The sequence below is a fragment of the Adhaeribacter swui genome, assembly GCF_014217805.1.
GTDB classification, from domain to species: Bacteria; Bacteroidota; Bacteroidia; order Cytophagales; family Hymenobacteraceae; genus Adhaeribacter; species Adhaeribacter swui.
Window position 1 is genome coordinate 5,116,423 of the sequence record NZ_CP055156.1, and the last position, 21,209, is coordinate 5,137,631.

Annotated in this window: 15 protein-coding genes and 1 tRNA gene; 3 read left to right on the top strand and 13 right to left on the bottom strand. The window is 40.6% G+C overall.

Translation table 11 applies throughout. The features are described from left to right. Positions 1 to 22: 22 nt before the first annotated feature. The 6 genes from HUW51_RS21220 to HUW51_RS21245 all read right to left on the bottom strand — a co-directional run bounded on the left by HUW51_RS21220 (position 23) and on the right by HUW51_RS21245 (position 11,733). Positions 23 to 1,222 (bottom strand): zinc ribbon domain-containing protein, encoded by a 1,200-nt coding sequence (locus HUW51_RS21220; RefSeq protein ID WP_228467059.1) that lies wholly within the window; start codon positions 1,220 to 1,222, stop codon positions 23 to 25. 690 nt (positions 1,223 to 1,912) lie between these two features. Further along, positions 1,913 to 4,489 (bottom strand): phosphoenolpyruvate carboxylase, encoded by a 2,577-nt coding sequence (locus tag HUW51_RS21225; protein ID WP_185271607.1) that lies wholly within the window; start codon positions 4,487 to 4,489, stop codon positions 1,913 to 1,915. Positions 4,490 to 4,852: 363 nt separating this feature from the next. Next, the gene (locus HUW51_RS21230) at positions 4,853 to 5,248 is read right to left on the bottom strand and encodes a phage holin family protein (protein ID WP_185271608.1); all 396 of its coding nucleotides are present in this window, start codon (positions 5,246 to 5,248) and stop codon (positions 4,853 to 4,855) included. A gap of 116 nt (positions 5,249 to 5,364) precedes the next feature. Further along, positions 5,365 to 6,006, bottom strand: a complete 642-nt coding sequence (locus tag HUW51_RS21235) for a response regulator (RefSeq protein ID WP_185271609.1) — start codon at positions 6,004 to 6,006, stop codon at positions 5,365 to 5,367. Positions 6,007 to 6,009: 3 nt separating this feature from the next. Then, complete coding sequence (locus HUW51_RS21240) at positions 6,010 to 7,971, bottom strand: tetratricopeptide repeat-containing sensor histidine kinase (RefSeq protein WP_185271610.1); 1,962 nt, start codon at positions 7,969 to 7,971, stop codon at positions 6,010 to 6,012. A 336-nt stretch (positions 7,972 to 8,307) separates the two neighbouring features. Next, on the bottom strand, positions 8,308 to 11,733 hold the full coding sequence (locus HUW51_RS21245) for a DUF7133 domain-containing protein (RefSeq protein WP_185271611.1): 3,426 nt from the start codon (positions 11,731 to 11,733) through the stop codon (positions 8,308 to 8,310). A 415-nt stretch (positions 11,734 to 12,148) separates the two neighbouring features. On the opposite strand from HUW51_RS21245, the gene HUW51_RS21250 reads away from it, so the two are divergent. Beyond that, positions 12,149 to 13,015 carry a sugar phosphate isomerase/epimerase family protein gene (locus tag HUW51_RS21250; RefSeq protein WP_185271612.1) on the top strand — a complete coding sequence of 289 codons (867 nt, stop codon included), beginning with the start codon at positions 12,149 to 12,151 and terminating at the stop codon, positions 13,013 to 13,015. A gap of 45 nt (positions 13,016 to 13,060) precedes the next feature. On the opposite strand, the gene HUW51_RS21255 is transcribed toward HUW51_RS21250, so the two are convergent. The 3 genes from HUW51_RS21255 to HUW51_RS21265 form a co-directional block, all read right to left on the bottom strand. After that, positions 13,061 to 13,249, bottom strand: coding sequence for a hypothetical protein (locus HUW51_RS21255; protein ID WP_185271613.1), 189 nt, complete (start codon positions 13,247 to 13,249; stop codon positions 13,061 to 13,063). A 123-nt stretch (positions 13,250 to 13,372) separates the two neighbouring features. Beyond that, complete coding sequence (locus HUW51_RS21260; RefSeq protein ID WP_185271614.1) at positions 13,373 to 13,642, bottom strand: hypothetical protein; 270 nt, start codon at positions 13,640 to 13,642, stop codon at positions 13,373 to 13,375. Positions 13,643 to 13,856: 214 nt separating this feature from the next. Continuing rightward, positions 13,857 to 14,756: an SDR family oxidoreductase gene (locus tag HUW51_RS21265; protein WP_185271615.1), complete on the bottom strand. Its 900-nt coding sequence runs from the start codon at positions 14,754 to 14,756 to the stop codon at positions 13,857 to 13,859. Positions 14,757 to 15,714: 958 nt separating this feature from the next. On the opposite strand from HUW51_RS21265, the gene HUW51_RS21270 reads away from it, so the two are divergent. Next, entirely contained in the window at positions 15,715 to 16,032 is a 318-nt protein-coding gene (locus HUW51_RS21270; RefSeq protein ID WP_185271616.1) for a hypothetical protein, read from the top strand. Between the two features lie 339 nt (positions 16,033 to 16,371). On the opposite strand, the gene HUW51_RS21275 is transcribed toward HUW51_RS21270, so the two are convergent. The 4 genes from HUW51_RS21275 to HUW51_RS21290 all read right to left on the bottom strand — a co-directional run bounded on the left by HUW51_RS21275 (position 16,372) and on the right by HUW51_RS21290 (position 20,255). Beyond that, positions 16,372 to 16,773: a hypothetical protein gene (locus HUW51_RS21275; protein ID WP_185271617.1), complete on the bottom strand. Its 402-nt coding sequence runs from the start codon at positions 16,771 to 16,773 to the stop codon at positions 16,372 to 16,374. Positions 16,774 to 17,065: 292 nt separating this feature from the next. Then, a tRNA-Thr gene (locus HUW51_RS21280) sits at positions 17,066 to 17,138 on the bottom strand. Positions 17,139 to 17,267: 129 nt separating this feature from the next. After that, positions 17,268 to 19,670, bottom strand: a complete 2,403-nt coding sequence (locus HUW51_RS21285) for a DUF349 domain-containing protein (RefSeq protein WP_228466805.1) — start codon at positions 19,668 to 19,670, stop codon at positions 17,268 to 17,270. 33 nt (positions 19,671 to 19,703) lie between these two features. Next, on the bottom strand, positions 19,704 to 20,255 hold the full coding sequence (locus HUW51_RS21290; RefSeq protein ID WP_185271618.1) for a YqgE/AlgH family protein: 552 nt from the start codon (positions 20,253 to 20,255) through the stop codon (positions 19,704 to 19,706). A 277-nt stretch (positions 20,256 to 20,532) separates the two neighbouring features. Here HUW51_RS21290 and pdxH point away from each other — a divergent pair, with 277 nt between their 5' ends. Continuing rightward, a complete protein-coding gene (pdxH, locus tag HUW51_RS21295; RefSeq protein ID WP_185271619.1) occupies positions 20,533 to 21,189 on the top strand; it encodes a pyridoxamine 5'-phosphate oxidase in 657 nt (218 codons plus the stop codon). Positions 21,190 to 21,209: the final 20 nt, after the last annotated feature.

The window sequence follows — 21,209 nt, forward strand, 5'->3', positions numbered from 1 at the left end:
TATTTAACATAATACTTAAACATTACACTCGGACAGGTAGTTTTTCTTCCACAAACAATTCGGCTTGTCTGGTTAATTTCCAGCCGTTTACGCTTTGATCCAGGATTTTCTGAAACCAAATTCTTTCATTTTTTAAATTTATAATAATTTGCTTCAAGTGGGCTGGCTTACCACCTAAGTTCAAAATCCGGTATGCAAAATCAATATTGCCTTCGGTAAAATATTCCTGATGATTCAGCTTTGTTATGTAGTAAGCAATGGTTACAATCCGGTTCGGATTGCCGTAACCAGGATTTTTTTCCCGGAAAAATGATTCTAACGATGGTTTATAGGCATTCTGATATACGTCAAACTCATTCGGGACAATACTGCTGGCTACAACTTTGCGGGACACCGGAATGGTGCGGATGGAGTTAGGCCGGCTTTTGTTTGCATTTCTACCTTTCTGACCAGAGGTGCTAATTTTGTCGTTAGAATAATTCGGCGACAATACGCTTTTAACTTTGTGTAATCCGGCCGGTGTAAACCGAAATTCGTTTTCTTTAACGGTAACAATGAATTTTTTAAAAAGCGATTTCCAGTTGGTACCCAGATTTTTAAACCGCGTTTCGGTTTTCCGGCGATCTTTGTAAACCTGCCAAACAATGTCTTTGGTAAAAGTATTAACTCCGTAATTAGAGTAGTAAAAAGCAAAAACCAATAACCACTCATTTTCTTTCAAATTTAGCAAAATCTCTAAATCATTCAGGTGCGGGTATTCTGGCTGCTGCATGCCCGCTGGTGCTAGTGCTGTAGAATGCAAACCCGATTCTAAGCGCTTAGTAGGGCTATTGGTTTCAGTAAACTTTAATTCTGAATTTTCGAGTGCATTTAATTGCTTGTGCTCTTCCGGATTTAACAGGTAGGCGGGATTGCTGGAGCTCAGGTCTTTGTTTTTAAGTAGATCTGCAATTACTTCCTTTATTTCTTTACCAACTTCGTTCGTGAATTTAATTTCATAAATTCTTTCTTCTTTGTTTTCGCGCAATTTAAAAGTATTTACTTGCCCCTTAGATTCTCTAGCCACAACCGGCACGCCGCAGGCCGTGCAATTATTAGCCTCCACCGGAATTACTTCTTTACAGCTCTTGCATTTAACTTGAGTGCCACAGTTAAAGCAAAAAAATGCTTCTTCCAAAACAAGAGTAGCACATTGGGGGCAATTTAAGTTTTGCGGTTCCACTTTCAAGGATTTAGAGTAACTTAAATATAAGAATAAAATAAGAAATATAAGATTATCAGCCAAGTTTAAGTAATTATGGATAACTACCCCTTATTCACATTTGTGCACAACTATGGATAAACATATATTATCAACACAACAAAAATTGTAAGTATTAACACTCATGCTTGATGATTTAATCTTATCTTAAATATTCATAATTTATTTTTAATTTATTTTATTTATAAGATTTATCTTATCTTAAATAATTAAACATCAATAACTTTTTAATAAGATAAGATTTTAAATATATATTTATTATGTAGATCAGATAGATAGATGCATTATTACAGGACTATCTTTCCAGATCATTTTCTTTAGCCCATTTCTAAAATCCTTGCAAAGCAATTACAAGCTTTAATTTAAGTCTAATAATTTAGGGGACTTTCGGAGAACTAGTGTGAGGTAATTACAATTACTTTATAGGATTACTCTTTGAAGCTTTCCCCTCATTGCCGTGGGTAAAAGTTTTATTTCCAAGAATTCAATTTTGTTTAATATCTGATTACCGGATCATATTAAGGCTCCTCCCCTACCCTACCGTTTAAAGCCAGAACAATATCATCTACCTTTCTGATAAATTGCTAGAAAATGAGAAAGCCCTAAATTTTAAAAACTTAGGGCTTTTTACTTAAAGTAAGGGAAGCTTAGTTAAGCAGAGTTTCTTTCGGCGTTGATGATGCCGAAGGAGCAACGCATTACTAATTTTTCGTAAATCTTTTTTTCATCCACCATTAATTGCTGTTCTTCCCAAGTCCGGATTTTGGTTAAGGCATATTGTTGAATGGTGATAAGGGGTAACTCAATCCGTTGGCGCAAATGAATGGAAAGCTGATCGATGGGTTTATCTGCCATTAATTCTTCGCTACCGGCTAAGTCCAGCAGATATTTTTTAGTTCTTTCAAATTCTTCGTACATAATTTTCCAAAGCACCCCGTATTTCGGATGATTCGCCAAATAAGCGGTTACCGGAAAACTGCACTTGTTCATTGCCATTTCGCAGTTATCCAGCAAAGTTTTAAAGAACATAGAATCTTGGTACAGCCCTTTTAGCTCGGGCCATTTACCTTCATTTTTTAACTTTTCTAAAGCCATACCTACTCCGTAAAAACCAGGTACATTTTGCTTCAACTGACTCCAGGCTCCTACATATGGTACTGCCCGGAGATCATCCAGGTTTAACTGACCAGATTTGCGTTTAGATGGGCGGCTACCAATATTGGTTTCGGCGTAATACCTTAATGGACTTACGTAATTTAAATATTCCAGAAAGTCCGGATGATTTTTCAGGGTGTTGTAGGCGGCAAAACTTTCGTTTGCTAAAGCTACTAACAAGTTTTCTTCCGGTTCGGTTAAGGTTTTTTCCCGGTTAGAGAAAAGGGCATTGCTAATGCCGGCGTGCATGAGTTGCTCCATGTTATAACGGGCGGCATCTACCGTACCAAAATTAGAGCTAATGGTCTGCCCTTGGATGGTAAGCTGAATTTCTTTGTTTGCAATATTGTGCCCCATAGAGGCATAAAACTGGTGTGTTTTGCCACCTCCGCGGGCAGGCGGGCCTCCCCGGCCATCAAAAAACACCACTTCTACGTCGTATTGTTTAGAGATCTGGCTTAGCATTTCTTTTGCTTTGTAAATGCTCCAGTTTGCCATTAAATAACCCCCATCTTTGGTGCCATCCGAAAAGCCCAGCATAATGGTTTGCACATTGCCACGTTGATGCAGGTGCTGCCGGTATACTTTGTTTTCGTATAAAATCTGCATTACCGAGCTGGCATTGCGTAAATCTTCGATGGTTTCGAAGAGCGGTACAATATCAATAGTAATACTTTCAGGAGTCCAGCCGCCAAGTAAAAACAAAGCATACACTTCAATAATATTTAAAGCGCTGGTGCTATGGCTAATAATATAACGGTGGCAACCGGCCTCCCCATTAAATTGCTGAATGGTTCTGATTGCCTGGAGGGATTCAATGGTATCCTGCAGTAAATCTTCTTCAAAAATATCCGGGGTTATAGTACTATTTACGGCCAATAAAGCCTCAATTTTATCTTCTTCCGAAAGATCTAAATAGTTATCGGGTAATACCTGGGTTTGCGTGGCTAGAACTTCCATTAACCTACTATGCACCGACGAATCCTGCCGAATATCCAGGGAAGCAAAATGCAGCCCAAATAAATCCACTTTATTTAAAAAAGAATCTACCTGGTTTACAAAAAGTCCGTTATGCAGGCGCAGAATGGTACTTCTGATTTGCTGCATTGTTTCCTTAATTTCGGAAACCGTTAAATCAGCTTTGTATCCTGGCACAAATAAGTTATTATATAGGCGTTGCTCTAAATCGGCCAAAATACCGGCTACTCCTTTAAACGTTAAACGCTTTTTTAAACGGCGTACTTCTAAATAATAAGATTTTACAATACCACCACGCAGCGCTTCGGCAACTTTTAAGGTATTTTCAGCGGTTACAAACGGGTTTCCATCACGGTCGCCTCCAGGCCAAAAGCCCATCCGGACTAAAGGATTATTTGGATTAACGGCATTTGGAAAAGTATTTTTTAAATAAGATAAGATTTGACCGGTAGCAGGATAAAAGACATTCTCCAGAAACCAGATCAGGTTAATGGCCTCATCGTAAGGAGTTGGTTTTTCTTTTTTAAAAAATGGCGTTTTACCAAGCTGCTGTAAGTACGAATTGGCTAAAGCCGTATTATTGTTGTTTAAGGCTTTAGATAAATCGTTGATAATACCCAGTACTTCGCTGGGATAAAATTGCGTTGGATGCGCAGTTAATACCAATCTTACTGAAAAATCCTTGAGCTTTTCTGCGAGTTTATCCTGAGCCCGGTGCTGCGAGATTTCTGATTCTAGGTGTTTCAGGGTACCAATCCCTTGCATGTCGTTAATCTCGTTGAAAGCGGCATCTTCCAGGGCATCAAACAAAACCACCTGTCGTTCGGCAAATTGCACAAACCGGAACAGCAAATCGGTTTGTTCTTGCTCGGTGGCGTAAGAAGTATATTGTTTAAAAAAAGACGTGATAATGTCGTTTGGACTAGATTCTTTTTTTAAACCTTCTTCGCAGTGTAACAAAAACAAGGATAACAGCACGCCCGTTTTTTCTACCCGGTAAAAGGGCAGCGACGAGAATAAACTGTTATACATTTCGTATTTAAACCCAACGAGATTTCGGAACTTGTGCAAAGAGCCACTGGAATAGGCAGTCATGGTAATGTATTTAATTCTAAAGCAAAGCTAGACTTTTATTATAATTTACATAAAACTCTAGCTTAACTTTTAATAAAATTTTATAGAAGAGGGTAATTTTATAGCAATAACTTAGCTGATAGTTAATAGCTTAACCTTCAATTAAAGCGCAAAATAAAAAATTAATTTTCTAAAATACGTCAAGCAAAACAGCGGGCAATAGCGGGATTTATTAGTGTAAGCTATTGGGGAACAAAGCATTTTTGAATTTTTAGTAAAATACGCCATTAAAGGAAACGCTGGAGCAAAGGATAAAATCTAACAAGAGCTTGTTCCTTTTTATGCCGGAACAAGCTCTTGTTAGATTTTAAATTTTTAAAAAATTTAGGTAAGCGGCGCGCGTTGAGCGGTAACGGATGCTGAATTATACTGATAACGATCTTCAGCTTCTTCCCGGTTTACTAAAGTACCCGCAATAGCCAAAGCAATAGCTATTACTAAGGCCGGCCAAAAACCCTTAATTTCAAAATTGCGCACCAGTTTATCTACTAATTTTATAATAATAGCGGTAACTACCAGCCGAACCACAAAGCTTAATAAAAAGAAAGTAACTAAATTAAGTGGCAGGCGCAAAAGAAAACCAATGGTGGCGTTAAATATACCAACCAAAAAGGCAACCCATAAGGCAGTTCCAAAACTTTTAATTCTTACTTGCGGTAAAATGTAAGCCATCAGCATTAACACACCGGCGCTTACCAATAAATTAACGATAAAATTCATAGTTTTAAGTAGGTTGAAAAAAGGATTAAGTTTAATAAAGTGCTTCTACGCAAACGAATGAATTACGGCCATCTTCGTTCTGACAGAAGAAACTGAAGCCACTATAATAAAAGGCTTTATTCGATCAATCCTCTTTTTATAGCTTCTTTTACCAAGGCAGCGGTATTTTTAGCATCTAACTTTTGCGTAAGATTATACCGGTGGGTTTCTACGGTGCGTAAACTTAAAAAAAGCCGGTCGGCTATTTCCTGATTACTAAACTCTTCCGCAATTAATTTTAAAATTTCTTTTTCCCGTTTGGTTAAAGGTACTTCGTACAACGAGCGCCGTTGCCCGGTTAAACTTTCCTGCACCAGCAACTTTTGAATGTTACTGTCCACAAATTCCCGGTCCAGAATTACTGTATTAATTGCTTTCATGATGGTATTTAAATCAGCGTTTTTTAAAACGTAGCCAGAAGCACCATTGCGTAAGATTTGCTTTACTAGATGCGTATCATCAAAACTGCTGAAGGCAATAATTTTAACTTCGCGGTGCTGTTTCCGGATTAACTTACAAAGATCAATGCCGCTGATTTCGGGCATTTGAATATCCAACAAAATAACATCAATTGGCTCTTGCTCTATATACCGCAGCAATTCCTGGTGGTTGGTGGTAGTAAAAACAATGCGAACATCCGGGTGGTTAGTAAACATGGCTGTTAAACCATTTATAACTACCTGATGATCATCAATAATGGCTAGGTGTAATGGATACATAGGTTATACTTCTAATCCGCTGGTTTCAAATTCAAGATAAGCGCTCACGCCACTACCTGCTTGGGCTTCTACTTCTAATTTACCGTTAATGGCTTGTACCCGGCTTTGCAGGCTGCGCAGGCCCAAACCGTCGCTTTTCATTTCTTGCCGGTTAAAGCCAATGCCATTGTCTTCAATGGTAGTAGAAAGAATATTATTACGTTGGCTTAACTGCACAATGGCCCGGTCGGCTCGGGAGTGTTTCATGATATTATTTAAAAGTTCTTGTACTATCCGGTAAACCGATAGCTCAAAACTTTCCTTGTATCGTTTAATCTCGCCCCACGAATCGTATTGCACTACCAAGGTATGATCGTTGCTGATATTCTGGCAATAGCGCCGTAGAGCCTCATCCAAGCCATGTTGCATGAGCATTTCGGGCATAAGATTGTGGGCCGTTTTACGAACTTCGTACGAAGCTTCGTCTAATAAATGGAGCGCTTGCCGGTAAACGGTTTGTTCCAGTACCAGTGCATTTTGCAGCGATAAACTATTTACGTGCATTTTAACGGCCGCCAACATGCCGGCCACTCCATCATGTAAATCTTTAGAAATACGGCTGCGTTCTTTTTCTTCGCCTTGCATTAAAGCTTCCAGCACCTGTATTTCTTTTTGCTGCTGCACTTCTTTTAATTGCCGGGTGTAAATGCGCCGCTTGTTTCTTAAGTTCAGGTAAATTAAACTGGCTACCAGAATGGCAACCAGGGTAGCAGCCACACTAACCAATGTAAATTTTTGATTGCGTTGTAGTTGTAAGTCTTTCTGGGTTATTTGCAGTTGTTTATCGGTTAAAGCTTTTTCTTTTTGCGCCGTTTGGTATTTAATTTCCATCTCGGCAATAGCTTTCCGGTTTTCCTGGTTAGCGAGCGTATCTTCGTAGCGGTTAAAGTTTTCGTAGTGCTGGTAGGCTTGCCGGTAATTGCCTAAAGCGTAATTTCCTTCGGCTAAAAACCGGTATACTTCCCGTAAAAACATCACATTGCCATTGTCCTGACATTTTTTCAAAGTGGCTTCCAGCAGGGTAATGGCTTGCCGGTGTTCTCCTTTTTCTTTATAGGCGCCGGCTAAACCCATGGCCGCCGATATATAAAGTTGATTTTGCCCGATTTCGGAGGCATATTTTATAGCTTCTTTTCCCGCCGAAATGGCTTCGTCGTACCTTTTTAAGTCAACGCAGGCGTTGGAATAGGTGTCGTAAGCGGTACTGAGCATGGATTTATCGGTACCCTTGGCTTTAGAAAGCCGCAATGATTCGGCGGCATAAGCATACGCTTGTTTAAAGTTGCCTAACTGGCGGTGCGCCGCACTTAATTCGGCTAATTCGCGGTTAAGTAAAAAGGTATCATTTAGCTCCCGCGATATTGCCAAGGCTTTTTTCACATAAAAGATGCTTTTTTGATGCTCCTCGATGTTATCGTACATAATCCCTAAGTTCAGGTAAGTACGCGAAAGCTCGGGCTGGTACTTGTTTTCTTCTAAAATTTTAATGGCCGAGATAAAATGGCTGATGCAACTATCGGTTTTGCCCAGGTACCCATACACATTGCCTATGCTGGTCTGGCATTTGGCTATTTTACGCAAATTACCCGATAGCCGATAATTAGCGGCCGCTTGCCGGTAATAACGCATGGCAACCGGGTAGTTGCCACTGCTCAGGTGCACGTAGCCTATCAGGTATAAGGCGGCTCCGGTACCATCGGGGTAATTTAAGCGATTACTTAAATTAACTATTTTGTTTAGAATGGGCAGAGCTTCTTGCGGCTGGTTATCGGTTAATTTATCGGCGTATTTAATTAATTGGTTTACTTTGGTAGTATCATTTTTACCCGCTAAAAGCAATGGCAACGCTGCATCTTGCGCCTTTACTCTGAATGAGCAAAAGAGTAAAGAAACGATTAAAGTTAATCCAAGGTGCTTAAGAAACATACCGTTAGGTGCAGGATGCAATATCTTATAGACCATCTTAGTAGTAAGATGCTGCTGATTAGTTATATAATATATCTATAAAACATTATAATTAAAACAATAATAAAATTATTTTTAATATTAAACAAATTATATATTAAAACCAGACAGAAATCCCTTTGCACTGCTACTAAATGGCCGTAGTGTTTGGCTAGCAAAAAGGAGAATTAAAAAAGGTTAGGAATAATCATTATCTGCATTCCTAACCTTTAATCTGATTTACAACTTTTCTAAAATTTCTAAATTTTAAAAATTTAAATTTTATACTCGTGGTTTGAGTAGCTAAACTATGGTTTTTTATTCTTCTTCTTTTAAGGTTGCCAGAAAGCTTACCACATCCCGGATTTCGCGTTTAGTTAAGAGGTAACGCATTTCGGGCATGCTGGAGGGCGCATTGGTACGTTTGGCAACCTGATCTTTCCGGATAGTTTTTTCAGGCTGGTCCCCTACTTTTACCGTGATATTCGTGTTGGTTTCTCCTTGTAAAATGCCGCTAATGCTTTTGCCGTCTTTCAGGGTAAGGGTAACCGTGCCAAAACCCGGCGCCAGTCTTGCGCTGGGGTTAATTAAAGCTTCTAACAACTGCTCCCGGGATAGCCGGTTGGCAATGCCATTTAATCTGGGACCGGCATTGCCGCCCAGGTCGTCGTAAGAATGGCAACGGATGCACTGCGCGGTTTGGTGCCGGAAGAAAACCCGGCGCCCGGTTTCCGGCTCGCCACCCAGTAAGCTACCTTTAAAAGAAGCCATTAAGGCATCCGGCGATAATTTGGCAGATTGATTTTTATACTGCGAAATTAACTGCGTGGACCGGGTACTATCAATCGCCTCTTCTAATTCTAGTTGTATTTCGGGAGCAAGCTTGCCATTGGCCATTTGGGTAAGTAATTGATTAAATACTTTCTGGGTATTTTTAACCGGTAATTTGCCCAGGGTTAATAAAGCGGCTTGTTTTTCTTCGGTGGTGCGGGTATTAATTACTTCGCTCAACAAAGACACCATTAAATCTGGCGCCATATTGGTTTTTCCGAGCAAGTCCAGGGCAGCTACCCTTACGGTTTTTTCCTGATCCGACAAAGCTTGCTCAATGGCTTTACTGATTTGTTTATCTGGCATAGCAGCTAAAGCACGTAAAGCTTCTACCCGCATGGAAGGCTCTTTGTCTGTTTTTAAACGGGAAAATAAAGCCTCGGAACCTTGGGCTATTTTCAACTTGCTAATAGCTTTTACACCGCTCATACGCAAAGGCAATTCTGGGTTTTGCAGCATGTTAATGTATAAATTACTGGTTTTATTTACCAATAAGGCGGCATCGCGTTGTACTACTCCCCGCAAATGGCCATCTACCCGGTCCAACACAGATGGTTTTGCCCAGGTGCTTAAAGCATCCAGTGCTTCGGCCCGCATGGCTACCGGGTTTCCTTCTTTTTGCGCGTAATTAATTAAATTTTGCATTGCTTCCGGGCTGCCTACCCGTAGGTTCGCGTTAATCGCCCGCCGAATAAGTGCTTCGTTGGTAAACTTAGTTGTAGCCAACAAATTACCCAGAGCCGGTAAGGCCGCCGGAATACACAGATCATCGTTAATGGCCCGGGCAGTTTCGGTAACCACAAATTCATCCTGATCAGATAAAAAGCTGGCAATTCCCGGGTGGCTCATGCGCCGCAAGGCTACCACGGCCGCAATACGTAAGGCTCGCGATTGATCTTTGGCTAAAGCAACTAAAGGTTCGGCTTTGCCGATACGGGCTAAAGCCAGGCTACCTGCGTGTCGAAGGTAAGTGTCTTCGTCGTTATTATTTTTTAATAAGGCAATGATGGGGTTAACGGCAGGTTCGTAGGCGATCCGGCCTAAGGCTTCGGCGGCAAAAAAGCGTGCCCGGCTGTAGTTATCTTGTAGAACCGGTACCAACGCTTTACCCGCTTCGGCGTATTTCATATCGCCCAGCCACTTGGCCGCCTGCGCCCGAATTTCCGGATCTTTGTCTTTTAATAAAGCTACCAGGGTTTTCGCATATATTTTATCTTGGCGAGCTAATTGGCTCATGCCCCAGATGCCGTGCACCCGGGCTAACTGGTTGCTGCTTTGTTTTATATTTTTCTGGAAAATAGCGGCTCCTTTTTCGCCGCGGTTGGCTAACTCAAACTGCGCTTTCTGGCGAACCCGCATATCCGGATTTTTTAAAATTTCGCTCAGTTCGGCATCCGTTTTTTTTGCAAAATCAGCGGCCAGTAAAGTTTTTGTTAATTGCCGTTCCGGCGAGTTTGTCTGGCTTTTATCATCAAGTTTCCAGATGCGTCCGTTGTTTTTGGTACCCCAGCCATTAATCCAGTCGGCTACGTACATGGCTCCATCCGGACCAAAATCGATACCCGTGCCTAACACGTTACCCACAATTTTTTTAGTTTCACCGAGTTCAAAACCTGCGCCTTTCGGTTTTAAAGTAAACGCATGAATGCCCGACCGGGCAGCACTGCCGGTAAACTCGCCTACAAAAAAGTGATTCTTGTATTTCGGGCTAAGCGCCGTGCCGGGGTTGTACAGCATACCCGCCGGGCCGCTAACGTAATTGGCGATGGTTGGCGTAAAGTAAGCGGCTTGTCCTTCAAAGCGGGGCTTGTACATGTTTTCGTCCATCCATACTTTGTAGGTATTATTATCCGGGTCGCGGTATTTGCCATATTGCCAGTTGCTGCGCCAGCCAATATCAGCGCCGTTTACAATGTAAACCAATCTTTCTTTTTCGCCAGCATGGTCGCCGTCGTTATCGTGGCTAATCAGGTTACCGTATTCATCGAATACAAATTCGTGAGTATTGCGGTTACCAGAAGCAAAAACTTCAAAATCAGAACCATCCGGATTACAACGTACTACTACGCCACTGTTCGGGTATTCCCATTTTTTACCATCAGGCCCTTTGCCATTAAACCCAATATCACCAATTTGCCAGTAAATTTTGCCATCGGGCCCTACTTCTAAACCAGATAAGCCGTGCCCGCTAAAACCAATATGTACGCCAAAACCGGTCATCAGCGATTTTTTTTCATCCATTAAACCATCACCGTCTTTGTCCCGCAGCTTCCACATATCCGGAGCAACCGTAACGTATAGTTCGTTGTTATGCGCTAGTACACCGTGGGCCACATCGGTAACTTCGTCGTTAAAATCTTCCACAACCAGTTGCCGGAAATCCGCAATACCATCCCCATCCGTGTCTTCTACCCGAAACACGTATTCTTTTTGCACGGTTAAGTCGCGCCAATCATGCGAACCATCCTGGTTCATATCGGGTAACCAATTATTTTGGCCACTTAAGTTGGGAGCTAAAGTTTTGCGCAGAAATGCCCGGCGATCTTCCACGGTTTGCAAACTGATGGAAGGAATTTCCCAGTCCTGGTGGCCCCGGATATCAAACTCCGAACTTTTTTGCCGGTTGGTGCGGGTATAAAACAAGCGGCCTTTATCATCTATGTCAATGGCAATCGGGTCGGCAATTAAAGAATCAACGCCCCACACGTGCATGCTCAATCCCGCATCTAAGATTGGATTTTCGGTAGCTTCAATAGCCTTGGCCCGGGCAGTAGCTTCGGCGGCAGTTAACCGTACAATCTTTTTTCCGGTGGGATCGTCTTTGGTAAAACCGGTTAAAAAAATAGCGGGCGCCACCGCCGACACCCAAAACAGCTTGGTTTGTTTACTAAAAGGTTTAAAGATGAATCGCATATTACCTGATTAAAAATAGCTTAGCCGCGCAGGCAAAGAAGTTAAAGCATACTGACCCATTTTTTAAATTTTAACAATTGGCCAGCGCTATCCGTTAAAGCAAAAAGCTTCTTTTCTGCATCTTCAAAGTTATAAGGCTAATTGTATAAACCAAGCTTTCGTACACCAGATCTTTTATGGCTACCCTAAATTGTAAATTTTTAAAAAATTTTTAATGTAACAGGAGCATCAAGCTGGCAATACCTTCAGGTAAAACGCCTGCTTAAATAAGAGGTAGAGCCTTAGGGCAACAGCTAACTTCTGGTTTTAACCTATTAAATAACGATGCATTATTCAGAGAATAACGATGGTTACTTGGCAATTACCTGAAAAGCGTTTACTTTAAGAATCTAAAAAATTAAATTTTAAAAATCTTATGCGCGCTCACCATTACTTGCTTGTTAGTTTGCTTAGTATTTCGCCTTACGTAACAACGCAGGCACAAAAAATACCCGAATTAGGCTTAGTAGAATCCATTGAGCAAGATAGTTTGGCGTATGCCGCGGGTTTTCATTTGCTCGGGGAAACGGTTGGTAAAATGCTGTCGCCTACTTTATCGGAAGAGCAGTTTCAGGAGAACTTACAAAAAATCAAAAAAGCCCGTACCAAGATTTACTTATGTAATGTTTTATTTCCTGGAAGTTTAAAAATAGCAGGTCCGGAAGTAGACGAAGCTAAAGTGTTGGCCCACGTAGATCAGGTATTTGCCCGGGCTAAAAAAGCAAATATTCCGGTTATTGTGCTGGGCAGTGGCGGTTCCCGCCGCTTACCCGATGGTTATAGCAATGAGTTAGCGAAAGAAAAGTTTATTCCTTTGTGCCGGCAAATGGCTTTACTGGCCAAAAAACACAACGTAACCATTGCCATAGAAAGCTTAAACAGCACGGAAACCAACTTTTTAAATACCGTGCAGGAAACCGCCGAAATTGTGAAAAAGGTAAACCACCCCAACTTTCGGTTAAACGCCGACATTTACCACATGCTAAAAGAAAACGAGCCGCCGCAACATATTATTGATGCGGGCAAAATAATTGTGCACGTAGAAATTGCCGAAAAAGAAAAAAGAACAGTGCCTGGCGTAGTAGGAGAAGATTTTAGGCCGTACTTACAAGCTTTGAAAAAAATAAAATACCAAGGCCCGATTGTGGTGGAAGCTAAAGTAAATGATGCGGCCAAAGAAATCCCCCTGGCTTATCAATATTTAACGCAGCAACTAAAAGAAGTGTACGGCACCAATAAATAGCTTTAAAATACAGAATAGCTAATAATTGTAGGCAAATACCGGTAGCTATCCGTCTTTGTTGCTTCGTTCTTTTTTGTATTTAATGCCGTGTTTGCCTGGCATTAATTTACGGCCATTCCGTTCTGCGCTATCATTTAAAGCGATCAAGGTTATCACTACAAATACCAGCACCACACAAATAAAAATCCACATGGTGGTTTTATGAATTTTTAAACTAGGTCTTTTTGTGGCCATGCGCGCTATAAAGTTTAACCGCTTTTTAAATAAACTTATTTTAAAACAGTCGGGTAACCTTAATTACGCAGATTACTGACAATAGATAACTTTACAAAACAGAAAAATTTTGTACCGGAACAATTATAATTCGGCGAGCTGAATGGTATGCAGATATAGTTTTAATACGTTTTCGTTTTTAAAACCTTTTACAAAATAAACTTGGTTATCCCAGGACCGGTGAAAAACCTCGGCGTAGAAATCTCCTAAATGGTACAATCGTACTTTACTACCTTGGCAGTGCCGGTCGGCCAGGTAAGTTCCATTTTGCAGTAACCAGGCGGTACATTCTTCTTGCGTAGCTTTGTTAAAATCCGATAAGTTCATTTTAGCGCAATTATGATGATTTTTCATATACCAATATTAAATACTATGCCAGTAAGAAGATATTGGAAACCATTGTGAAACAAATACATATTTTTCAGGTTGTGCTTTATTTGCTTGAAAATTGAGATGGTACTTTTCTGAAATTTTTAAAAATTTAATACCTCATTAATGATAATTTAAAAGCCCAACCGGGCCTATATAGAACGGTTGGGCTTTAATGGTATTATAAGTAATATCTTTTTTAAATAGTAGGGTACCCACCGGTAACCTGCACCGTAGAGCAAGTCATGTAACTGGAGTCCTGAGACGCCAACAAAACATAAATGGGCGCTAACTCGGCGGGCTGCCCTGCCCGTTTTAAAGGCACATTTTCGCCAAACGCTTTTACATGATCTTCCGACATGGTGCTGGGTATTAAAGGCGTCCAGATTGGTCCTGGAGCCACGCAGTTAACCCGGATACCTTTATCGGCCCAGAGTTGGCCTAAGCTAACCGTGAAATTTTGAATGGCAGCCTTAGTAGCCGAATAAGGAATTAACTTAGGAGGAGCCTTGTAAGCATTTACCGACGTGGTATTTACCACAGTACTACCTGGTTTTAAATGTGGTTCCGCGGCTTTACACAAGAAAAACATGGCATTAATGTTAATCCGGAAAGTTTTTTCCCATTCTTCCGTCGAAATTTCCTGCAACGATTCGCGCTCCATTTGAAAAGCAGCATTGTTCACCAGAATATCCAGGCCACCTAATTCGCTTACTGCCCGTTCTATAATCTGTTTGCAATGTTCTTCGTCGCTAATATCGCCGGGAACCAACACGGCTTTGCGGCCAGCTTCTTCCACTAACCTGGCTGTTTCTTTCGCGTCTTCGTCTTCGTTTAAGTAAGAAATCAGCACATCGGCACCTTCGCGGGCAAATGCTATGGCAACCGCCCGGCCAATACCCGAATCGCCCCCCGTAATTACTGCTTTTCGGTTAGTTAACTTGCCGGAACCTTTATAGCTTGTTTCGCCGTGATCTGGCTTTAACTGCATTTCGGCTTCGCTCCCCGGTACAGACTGCGGCGGCTCCGGGGTTGGCGGCTGCCGGTATTGTTCCTGCGGGTTTTGTTTAGCCGATTGGTTTGCTTCTGTTGCTTTCATAAAATTTAAAATTTTGTATAACTAACCCCAAATCTCTTTCGGACTCGTAGTAACGGCACCTCCGGGCATTAGTTACAATCCGTTTATTGGATTTTTAAAATTTTGAAATTTCAGCCACAGATTATTTAATTATTGCTGGGTAAGTATTTCGAGAACAACGATTGATAACAACTAAGTAATGGTTTATCTTTTTTAAAAAACTTTAAAGACTGGTGTAATTGCCTTTGGTTTTCGTGCTTATTCATCAGCGCGAATTTTTCTGCCTGCAAAGCATAATGCGCTTGTTTGTTCTTTAAGAAAAAGTTTAAGCTTATAAAAACAAGCAGCAAGTTAAAACTCGTTAGAAATGCTAGTCCAAAATAAATAATGTGCGTTTCCGGCATAATCAAACTATATATAATATACTACATATACAAAAAAAGCTCCAAATATTAATATGGTTCAAGATACAGTGTAGCATTTATAGAAACTTCAGCTAACTAAAAGATGACTATCACAATTTATTAAACTAATTATATTAGCAATAATACTAATATTTAATAATAATCTAAAATATTTAGCAATTAATTTCATTATCTCTTATGCTAATACAAGTAGTAAAGGATTGCTTACATACATTAGGAATAGGGATTTATAATGCCAGAAAGAAAATGATAAGAGTAATACGAGCTTTGATGGGGTTATGTGAGGGAGGAAACTTCCAATATGACTAAAGAACAATGGGATGTCTAAAGAGTAAATAGGGTGATTTCGCCTTTTTATAGGAATGCGGTTAGTAGAATAGCACCTGAAGAGATTTAAAGGTTGAGGTTAATTAATGCTATGATGTAGTGCATGCAAAAAATACATGCGTATTTTAATTTATAAACAGGATTATCGGCACAAGTTTAAGATAGAATAAATACCGAATGGATTTAATTGTATATTAATAACTCTTTAAACAATTAAACAAACAGTTATGCTTAAACTTCTTTCATCACTATTCTTTTTAAGTGTTATAGGATTAGCAAGCCCTCAATTTAATTCAAGCTACACAATACCAATTCAAGAGAATCCTAAAACATTTAAGGAGTTGCTAACTAAGTTCAAAGATCAGCCAATTGCATTGTATTTACGTTCAACGGGCAATTACGATCATAGATGCAAGATTATTTACGTTGGTGATGATTATGTCAAAATAAAGTTATCTGGCGGGATTAGCATTTTTCCTGTAAATAGTATCAATGATATTCATACGCGTTCCGATAACCAAGAAACTATCATCCATATTAAATAAATTTATTATCTATTTTGTATTAAGAAAGTCAATTGTACTACTTGGTTCTCTATACTATTAATGAAGGTATATTAGATAAAGGCAACTCAGACACTTACTTCCACTTGCGAAAATTAAGAAATGCTATTTTGATAGGCTCTAATAACATTGATTTGAATTAAGGCTATGGATAATAAAGATAAAACCACTACCCTTCTCAAACACAAATCCGGAAAATACAGTTAAGGAAGGTAAAACCCCGATATTTTATTTTCGCTAAATTATAATCCGATGCTTTAAAACACCAGCGTTTCCGATGCTGGTAGTTACGATGTTAATACTGCAGGTGCGGATCCGTCTTTACTGCAAATCTTTTTTTATTTCTAGTTCTAACGGCAATAGAGCATTCAAACTTACAACACAAATTGCTCTAATAGACATGTACGATATTCCTGCGTCTGCAATCCAAGATTGTAAATTTAATTCTCTTTCTGTTTTTGCTGGTTGAGAATGGACACCACACGTTATATGAGAAGTATATTGTATTATATCCTGGACATTATATATATGATCATAAAACAATAGAATGTTTGATTTTAAAAATTGAGGTAGTTCAACCTTAGTAATCATTCCTCTAAATGGTTCTATGCTTTTCCAGTATAATAAAGCATTAGGTCGAGGATTGAATTCAAAAGACCCTTCAAAATAAATACGTAATTTATAAATTCTATTAACTATATGAACAAGAGGATGCTTATCCATTAAAAGGTGCCTCAGTAAACCACAAGCTCTTATATAATCATACTCCTTACCATTTAGCTTTACTTTGATATCATTGAGAGTGTTGATAAATATTTCAGCATGTGTTATAAAAGCTAATAATTTTTGTCGAACATACTGATATTAGTGCTAATTGTTCTATTGTTCAGTTACAAAATTGGAACAGGATTAATATTTTTAACTAAGTATGTTTTAAAGCTGAATAAGTATGCAAATTGTGCGAAAACAAAAAAGCACTTACAAGACAAAATCTTATAAGTGCTTTAAAATTAAGAGCCCCCTGTCGGAATCGAACCAACGACCTACTGATTACAAGTCAGTTGCTCTACCAGCTGAGCTAAGGAGGCTTTCATTAAATTAGTGCTACGTGTTTGTTAGCGGGTACAAAATTAGTAAAGCTGTTTAATAATGCAAATGCCGCCTTCCGGTATTTCACTATTTTTTTTTAAATGATTGAAAATCAAAACGAATATTTTTTAAGACCGGATTACCCGAAGCTGTTTTTTTAAAATATTCATGCGGGTATTGGCTTCTTCGATGCGTTGCTGGTACTCTTCGCGCAACTTTTCCGCATTTTTTGACCTGGCAAAAAACTCGATATTGGTTTTTAAAGTGCTTATATCGTTCTCCAGGCTACTGATTTCTTTCCGGATATTTTGTTCTTTTTGGTATAGCTTATGGCTGGCATCCGGATGCTGGCGCAAACGATCGAGTTGCAATTGAAAAATTAAATCGTTCTTTCTTTCGTAACTCAGGTCGGGCACCGTATCCAGGTACTTTTGCAGCAAATCAAAAAAGCGCTCCTCTAATTTTGGATTGGCCCGGCCGCCGGCTTCATCAAAACTGCGCCATTCCGTTAAAAGGGTATTAAACTCTTCTAAAGAACCAATGGTAGTAGCGGAGTGGCTCAGCCGGCTAGCTAACTTATCGTAATAAGCTATTTTCTCAGATGCGGCCCGCTCCTGCTCGGCCTCTTTCAGGCTTTGCTGATTTTGCTTCCGGTCGAAAAACTCATTGCACGCTGCCCGGAACCGGTTCCAGATTTTATCGGAGTACTTATCGGGCACCCGGCCAATGGTTTTCCATTTTTTCTGCAACTGAATTAAGCGTTCTTTGGTTTCGTCCCAATCGGTGCTGTCTTTTAATGCTTCGGCTTGCTCGCAGAGTTCGGTTTTATGCCGTAGGTTTTGCATTTTCTGCTCGTCGAGCTGTTTAAAAAACGCATTTTTATGCTGGTAAAAAGCTTTGTAGCTGCTCCAGAAACGCTTATTTACTTCATCGGCATTTTCTTTGGGCACTAAACCAATAGAATCCCACTGTTCTTTTATTTTCTGAATTTCATCGGTTTTATCGCGCCAATCGTTAATCCGGTCGGAGTTAAAAGTTTGGTAAGGCGCAATTACTTCCAGCACGTTTAATTTACGTTGCAAATTCTCCTGTTCCTGAGCTTTCCGTACGTTCAGGTATTCTTTTTTGCGTTCGTGAATTTTTTCAGAAGCTTGAATAAAACGCTCCCAAATAGCGTCGCGCGATTCGTTGGGTACCGGACCAATATTTTTCCATTCTTCGTGCAAATGCCGCAGCTCCTGCAACGAAGCGTTAATGGATGGGTTTTGCAATAAACTTTCGGCCCGTTCTACTAACTGCATTTTTTGCTGTAAGTTTTTCTTGCGGTCGAGTTCTTTTAATTCAAAAAAGATGCTCCGGTTATTGTAAAACTTATCCAGCAAGGCGTGATACGAGTTCCATAACTGCTGCGAGTCGGAAGTAGGTACGGCACCAATCGCTTTCCACTCACTCTGGATGGCTTTTAGTTTATCGGCGCTGTTTTTCGTTTCGGCCGCGTCTACCAGGTTGCGCAGTTGTTCGAGAAGCTCGTTTTTACGGTTTAAGTTTTTTTCTTTTTGCTCTTCTTCTTTCTTTAACTCGCGGTTGCGGTTATCGCGGAACTGCTGAAACCCTTTTTCAATTTCCTGGTTTTCGGGGCTGCTATGAAATTCAAAATCTTCGCTGTCGCCGCCGTCGGCAATAAACTTATCTAAAGCTTCGTGTTTTTCGGCAGCCAGGCGCAATTCGTATTGCCGGTACATTTCAAAAATCTGCCGGGCATTTTTGCGCGGGTCCGAAGTTTTATAAGCTTTTATTAATTGCTTTTTTAGTTCGGGCACCGGTAAGGTGCTGTAATCTATTTCGGGAATGTAATCATCGGAATGTGCTTCATCCGGATGTTCCTGGTTTGCTTCTGCTGCATTGGCCTCGTCGGGGTTGCTAGCCAGAGTTTGTTGAGCAGCAGTTTGTTCCTGTTTCGGTATAATGCCGGCAGTGCTCATTTCCGGTGCGGCCGGATTTTCGTCCGTATTCGGGCTTTCGGCAGTTGCTTGGGCCGGAGCTTCGGTCGTCGACTCCGAAGCATTAGGCTCTACCGCATCCGAAATGGTTTCGGACATGGGTTCATCCGGGGCAATATCCTGGCTGCTGGTTAAATCGCCTTCAAAGCCCGATACCTCATCAGCTTGGTTCACTACGCTGCTTTCAATGGGTGGTAAAGCTGCATTTACGGTACCTTGCGGTGATGCCGGGCTATCGCTGGCTGCCGCAGAAGTATTTTCGCTTGCTCCAGCATCTCCGGCATTTTCGACCACCACATTATTAGCTGGTTTATCTGTACCGGTGGCCAGTTCGTCCTGAGGCACTACCGTTGGATCTGCTAATCCCGGACCGGGGTTACCGCCCATAGCTTGCGTTCCTTCTTCTTTCCGGGCGTTAATTTCGGCTAGCCTTTTTTCCAATACTTGCTGCAGATGATTGTCGGTTGCCGGTGCGCTTAAACCAGAAGTATTTTCGTTATCGGGCAGATTATTTTTTTCGTTATCTAACATGATGCATTTGCTTATGTACAAAGCCGGGTTGTATTAATTTAGACTTGGGTCGATGGGGTAATTAGACAAAATTTTGTATTTACCTCCCATTTGTTTTAGTATATCGCGCCAAAGCGACTCTACATTTAAGTTAAATAAATTATCGGTTGCGGTATTATTTACAATCCAAACGTTATTTCTTATTTCATCTTCCAGTTGCGAGGCCGACCAACCCGAATATCCTAAAAAAAACCGGATATCGTCGGTATCTACAGCGCCGGAACTTAGTAAAACTTTTAACTGCTCAAAATCCCCGCCCCAGTATACGTTAGGCCCCAAAACAATAGATTCTTCCAGTTCTGGAATCTGATGAATATAATGTAAGGTATTATGCTCCATGGGGCCACCCAGGTGCAACTCCATATCAAAGTTTAAGTGCTCCAATTCGGGCACATCGCTTAGTTTTAGATTAGCCTTCCGGTTTAATACCAAACCAAAAGATCCTTCCGTATCGTGTTTACAAATAAGTACCACCGTGCGTTCAAAATTCGGATCCCCCAGAAAAGGCTCAGAAATTAAGATACTGCCACTTTTAACTTTCGCCATAATACTTGCTAGCTTCGGATTTTTTAAAATTAGGTAAATATCCTATCGCTTTACGTTATTCTGGGTTAATAGTAGTAGTATTTTAGAAAATAATCTACTTTATAAAATTTATTTTCTCAGATTTGAAAAGTTATCTTCTTTTTTCCGGTATAATACCTATTTGTATTACGAAAAGAAGACAGAATTTAGCAAGCAAATTACAAAAAATTAATAGGATATACGAAATTACCGCTAAAAATTTGTATTAAGTCTATTAAAAATATAATTTTTTAAATATATGAATTCTAGTTTAAACCTGGCGGATATCCGGAAAAACTACGCACGGCAAGTACTCGACGAAAGCCTGGTAGCACCGAATCCCTTGGCACAATTTAATACCTGGTTGCAAGAAGCAATAGACGCCAATGTGCCGGAACCCACGGCCATGGTATTAGCTACCGCCAACCAGGCGGGGGTACCTTCGGCCAGGGTAGTGTTACTGAAAGGCGTACCGCCCGAGGGGTTTCTTTTTTTTACGAATTACCTAAGCCACAAAGGGCAAGATATGGCCAACAACCCAGCGGTGGCCCTTACTTTTTTCTGGCCCGAATTAGAGCGCCAGGTACGGGTAGAAGGTCAGGTAGTAAAAGCTCGGGATAAAGAATCGGATGAATATTTCTGGAGCCGCCCTTTGGGTAGCCAGATTGGAGCCTGGGCTAGTCCGCAAAGTAAAACCGTGAGCAACCGCGCAGAACTGGAAAAATTAAATGCGGAGTACGAACATAAATTTATTGGCCTAAATAAAATACCCCGGCCTGAACACTGGGGGGGTTACGTGGTACAACCCATCTTGGTAGAGTTTTGGCAAGGCCGGCCCAACCGGCTGCACGACCGCATTATTTACACTAAAAATCCGGATAACCTTAGTTGGCAAATTGGCCGGTTAGCTCCTTAAATCAATCTTTAAAATTTAAA

What these genes read in the sequence shown, in the direction of transcription:
- HUW51_RS21225 (WP_185271607.1), bottom strand. Translation starts at nt 4,489, where the DNA reads ATGACTGCCTATTCCAGTGGCTCTTTGCACAAGTTCCGAAATCTCGTT.
- HUW51_RS21230 (WP_185271608.1), bottom strand. Translation starts at nt 5,248, where the DNA reads ATGAATTTTATCGTTAATTTATTGGTAAGCGCCGGTGTGTTAATGCTG.
- HUW51_RS21235 (WP_185271609.1), bottom strand. Translation starts at nt 6,006, where the DNA reads ATGTATCCATTACACCTAGCCATTATTGATGATCATCAGGTAGTTATA.
- HUW51_RS21240 (WP_185271610.1), bottom strand. Translation starts at nt 7,971, where the DNA reads ATGTTTCTTAAGCACCTTGGATTAACTTTAATCGTTTCTTTACTCTTT.
- HUW51_RS21245 (WP_185271611.1), bottom strand. Translation starts at nt 11,733, where the DNA reads ATGCGATTCATCTTTAAACCTTTTAGTAAACAAACCAAGCTGTTTTGG.
- HUW51_RS21250 (WP_185271612.1), top strand. Translation starts at nt 12,149, where the DNA reads ATGCGCGCTCACCATTACTTGCTTGTTAGTTTGCTTAGTATTTCGCCT.
- HUW51_RS21255 (WP_185271613.1), bottom strand. Translation starts at nt 13,249, where the DNA reads ATGGCCACAAAAAGACCTAGTTTAAAAATTCATAAAACCACCATGTGG.
- HUW51_RS21260 (WP_185271614.1), bottom strand. Translation starts at nt 13,642, where the DNA reads ATGAAAAATCATCATAATTGCGCTAAAATGAACTTATCGGATTTTAAC.
- HUW51_RS21265 (WP_185271615.1), bottom strand. Translation starts at nt 14,756, where the DNA reads ATGAAAGCAACAGAAGCAAACCAATCGGCTAAACAAAACCCGCAGGAA.
- HUW51_RS21270 (WP_185271616.1), top strand. Translation starts at nt 15,715, where the DNA reads ATGCTTAAACTTCTTTCATCACTATTCTTTTTAAGTGTTATAGGATTA.
- HUW51_RS21275 (WP_185271617.1), bottom strand. Translation starts at nt 16,773, where the DNA reads ATGGATAAGCATCCTCTTGTTCATATAGTTAATAGAATTTATAAATTA.
- HUW51_RS21285 (WP_228466805.1), bottom strand. Translation starts at nt 19,670, where the DNA reads ATGTTAGATAACGAAAAAAATAATCTGCCCGATAACGAAAATACTTCT.
- HUW51_RS21290 (WP_185271618.1), bottom strand. Translation starts at nt 20,255, where the DNA reads ATGGCGAAAGTTAAAAGTGGCAGTATCTTAATTTCTGAGCCTTTTCTG.
- pdxH (WP_185271619.1), top strand. Translation starts at nt 20,533, where the DNA reads ATGAATTCTAGTTTAAACCTGGCGGATATCCGGAAAAACTACGCACGG.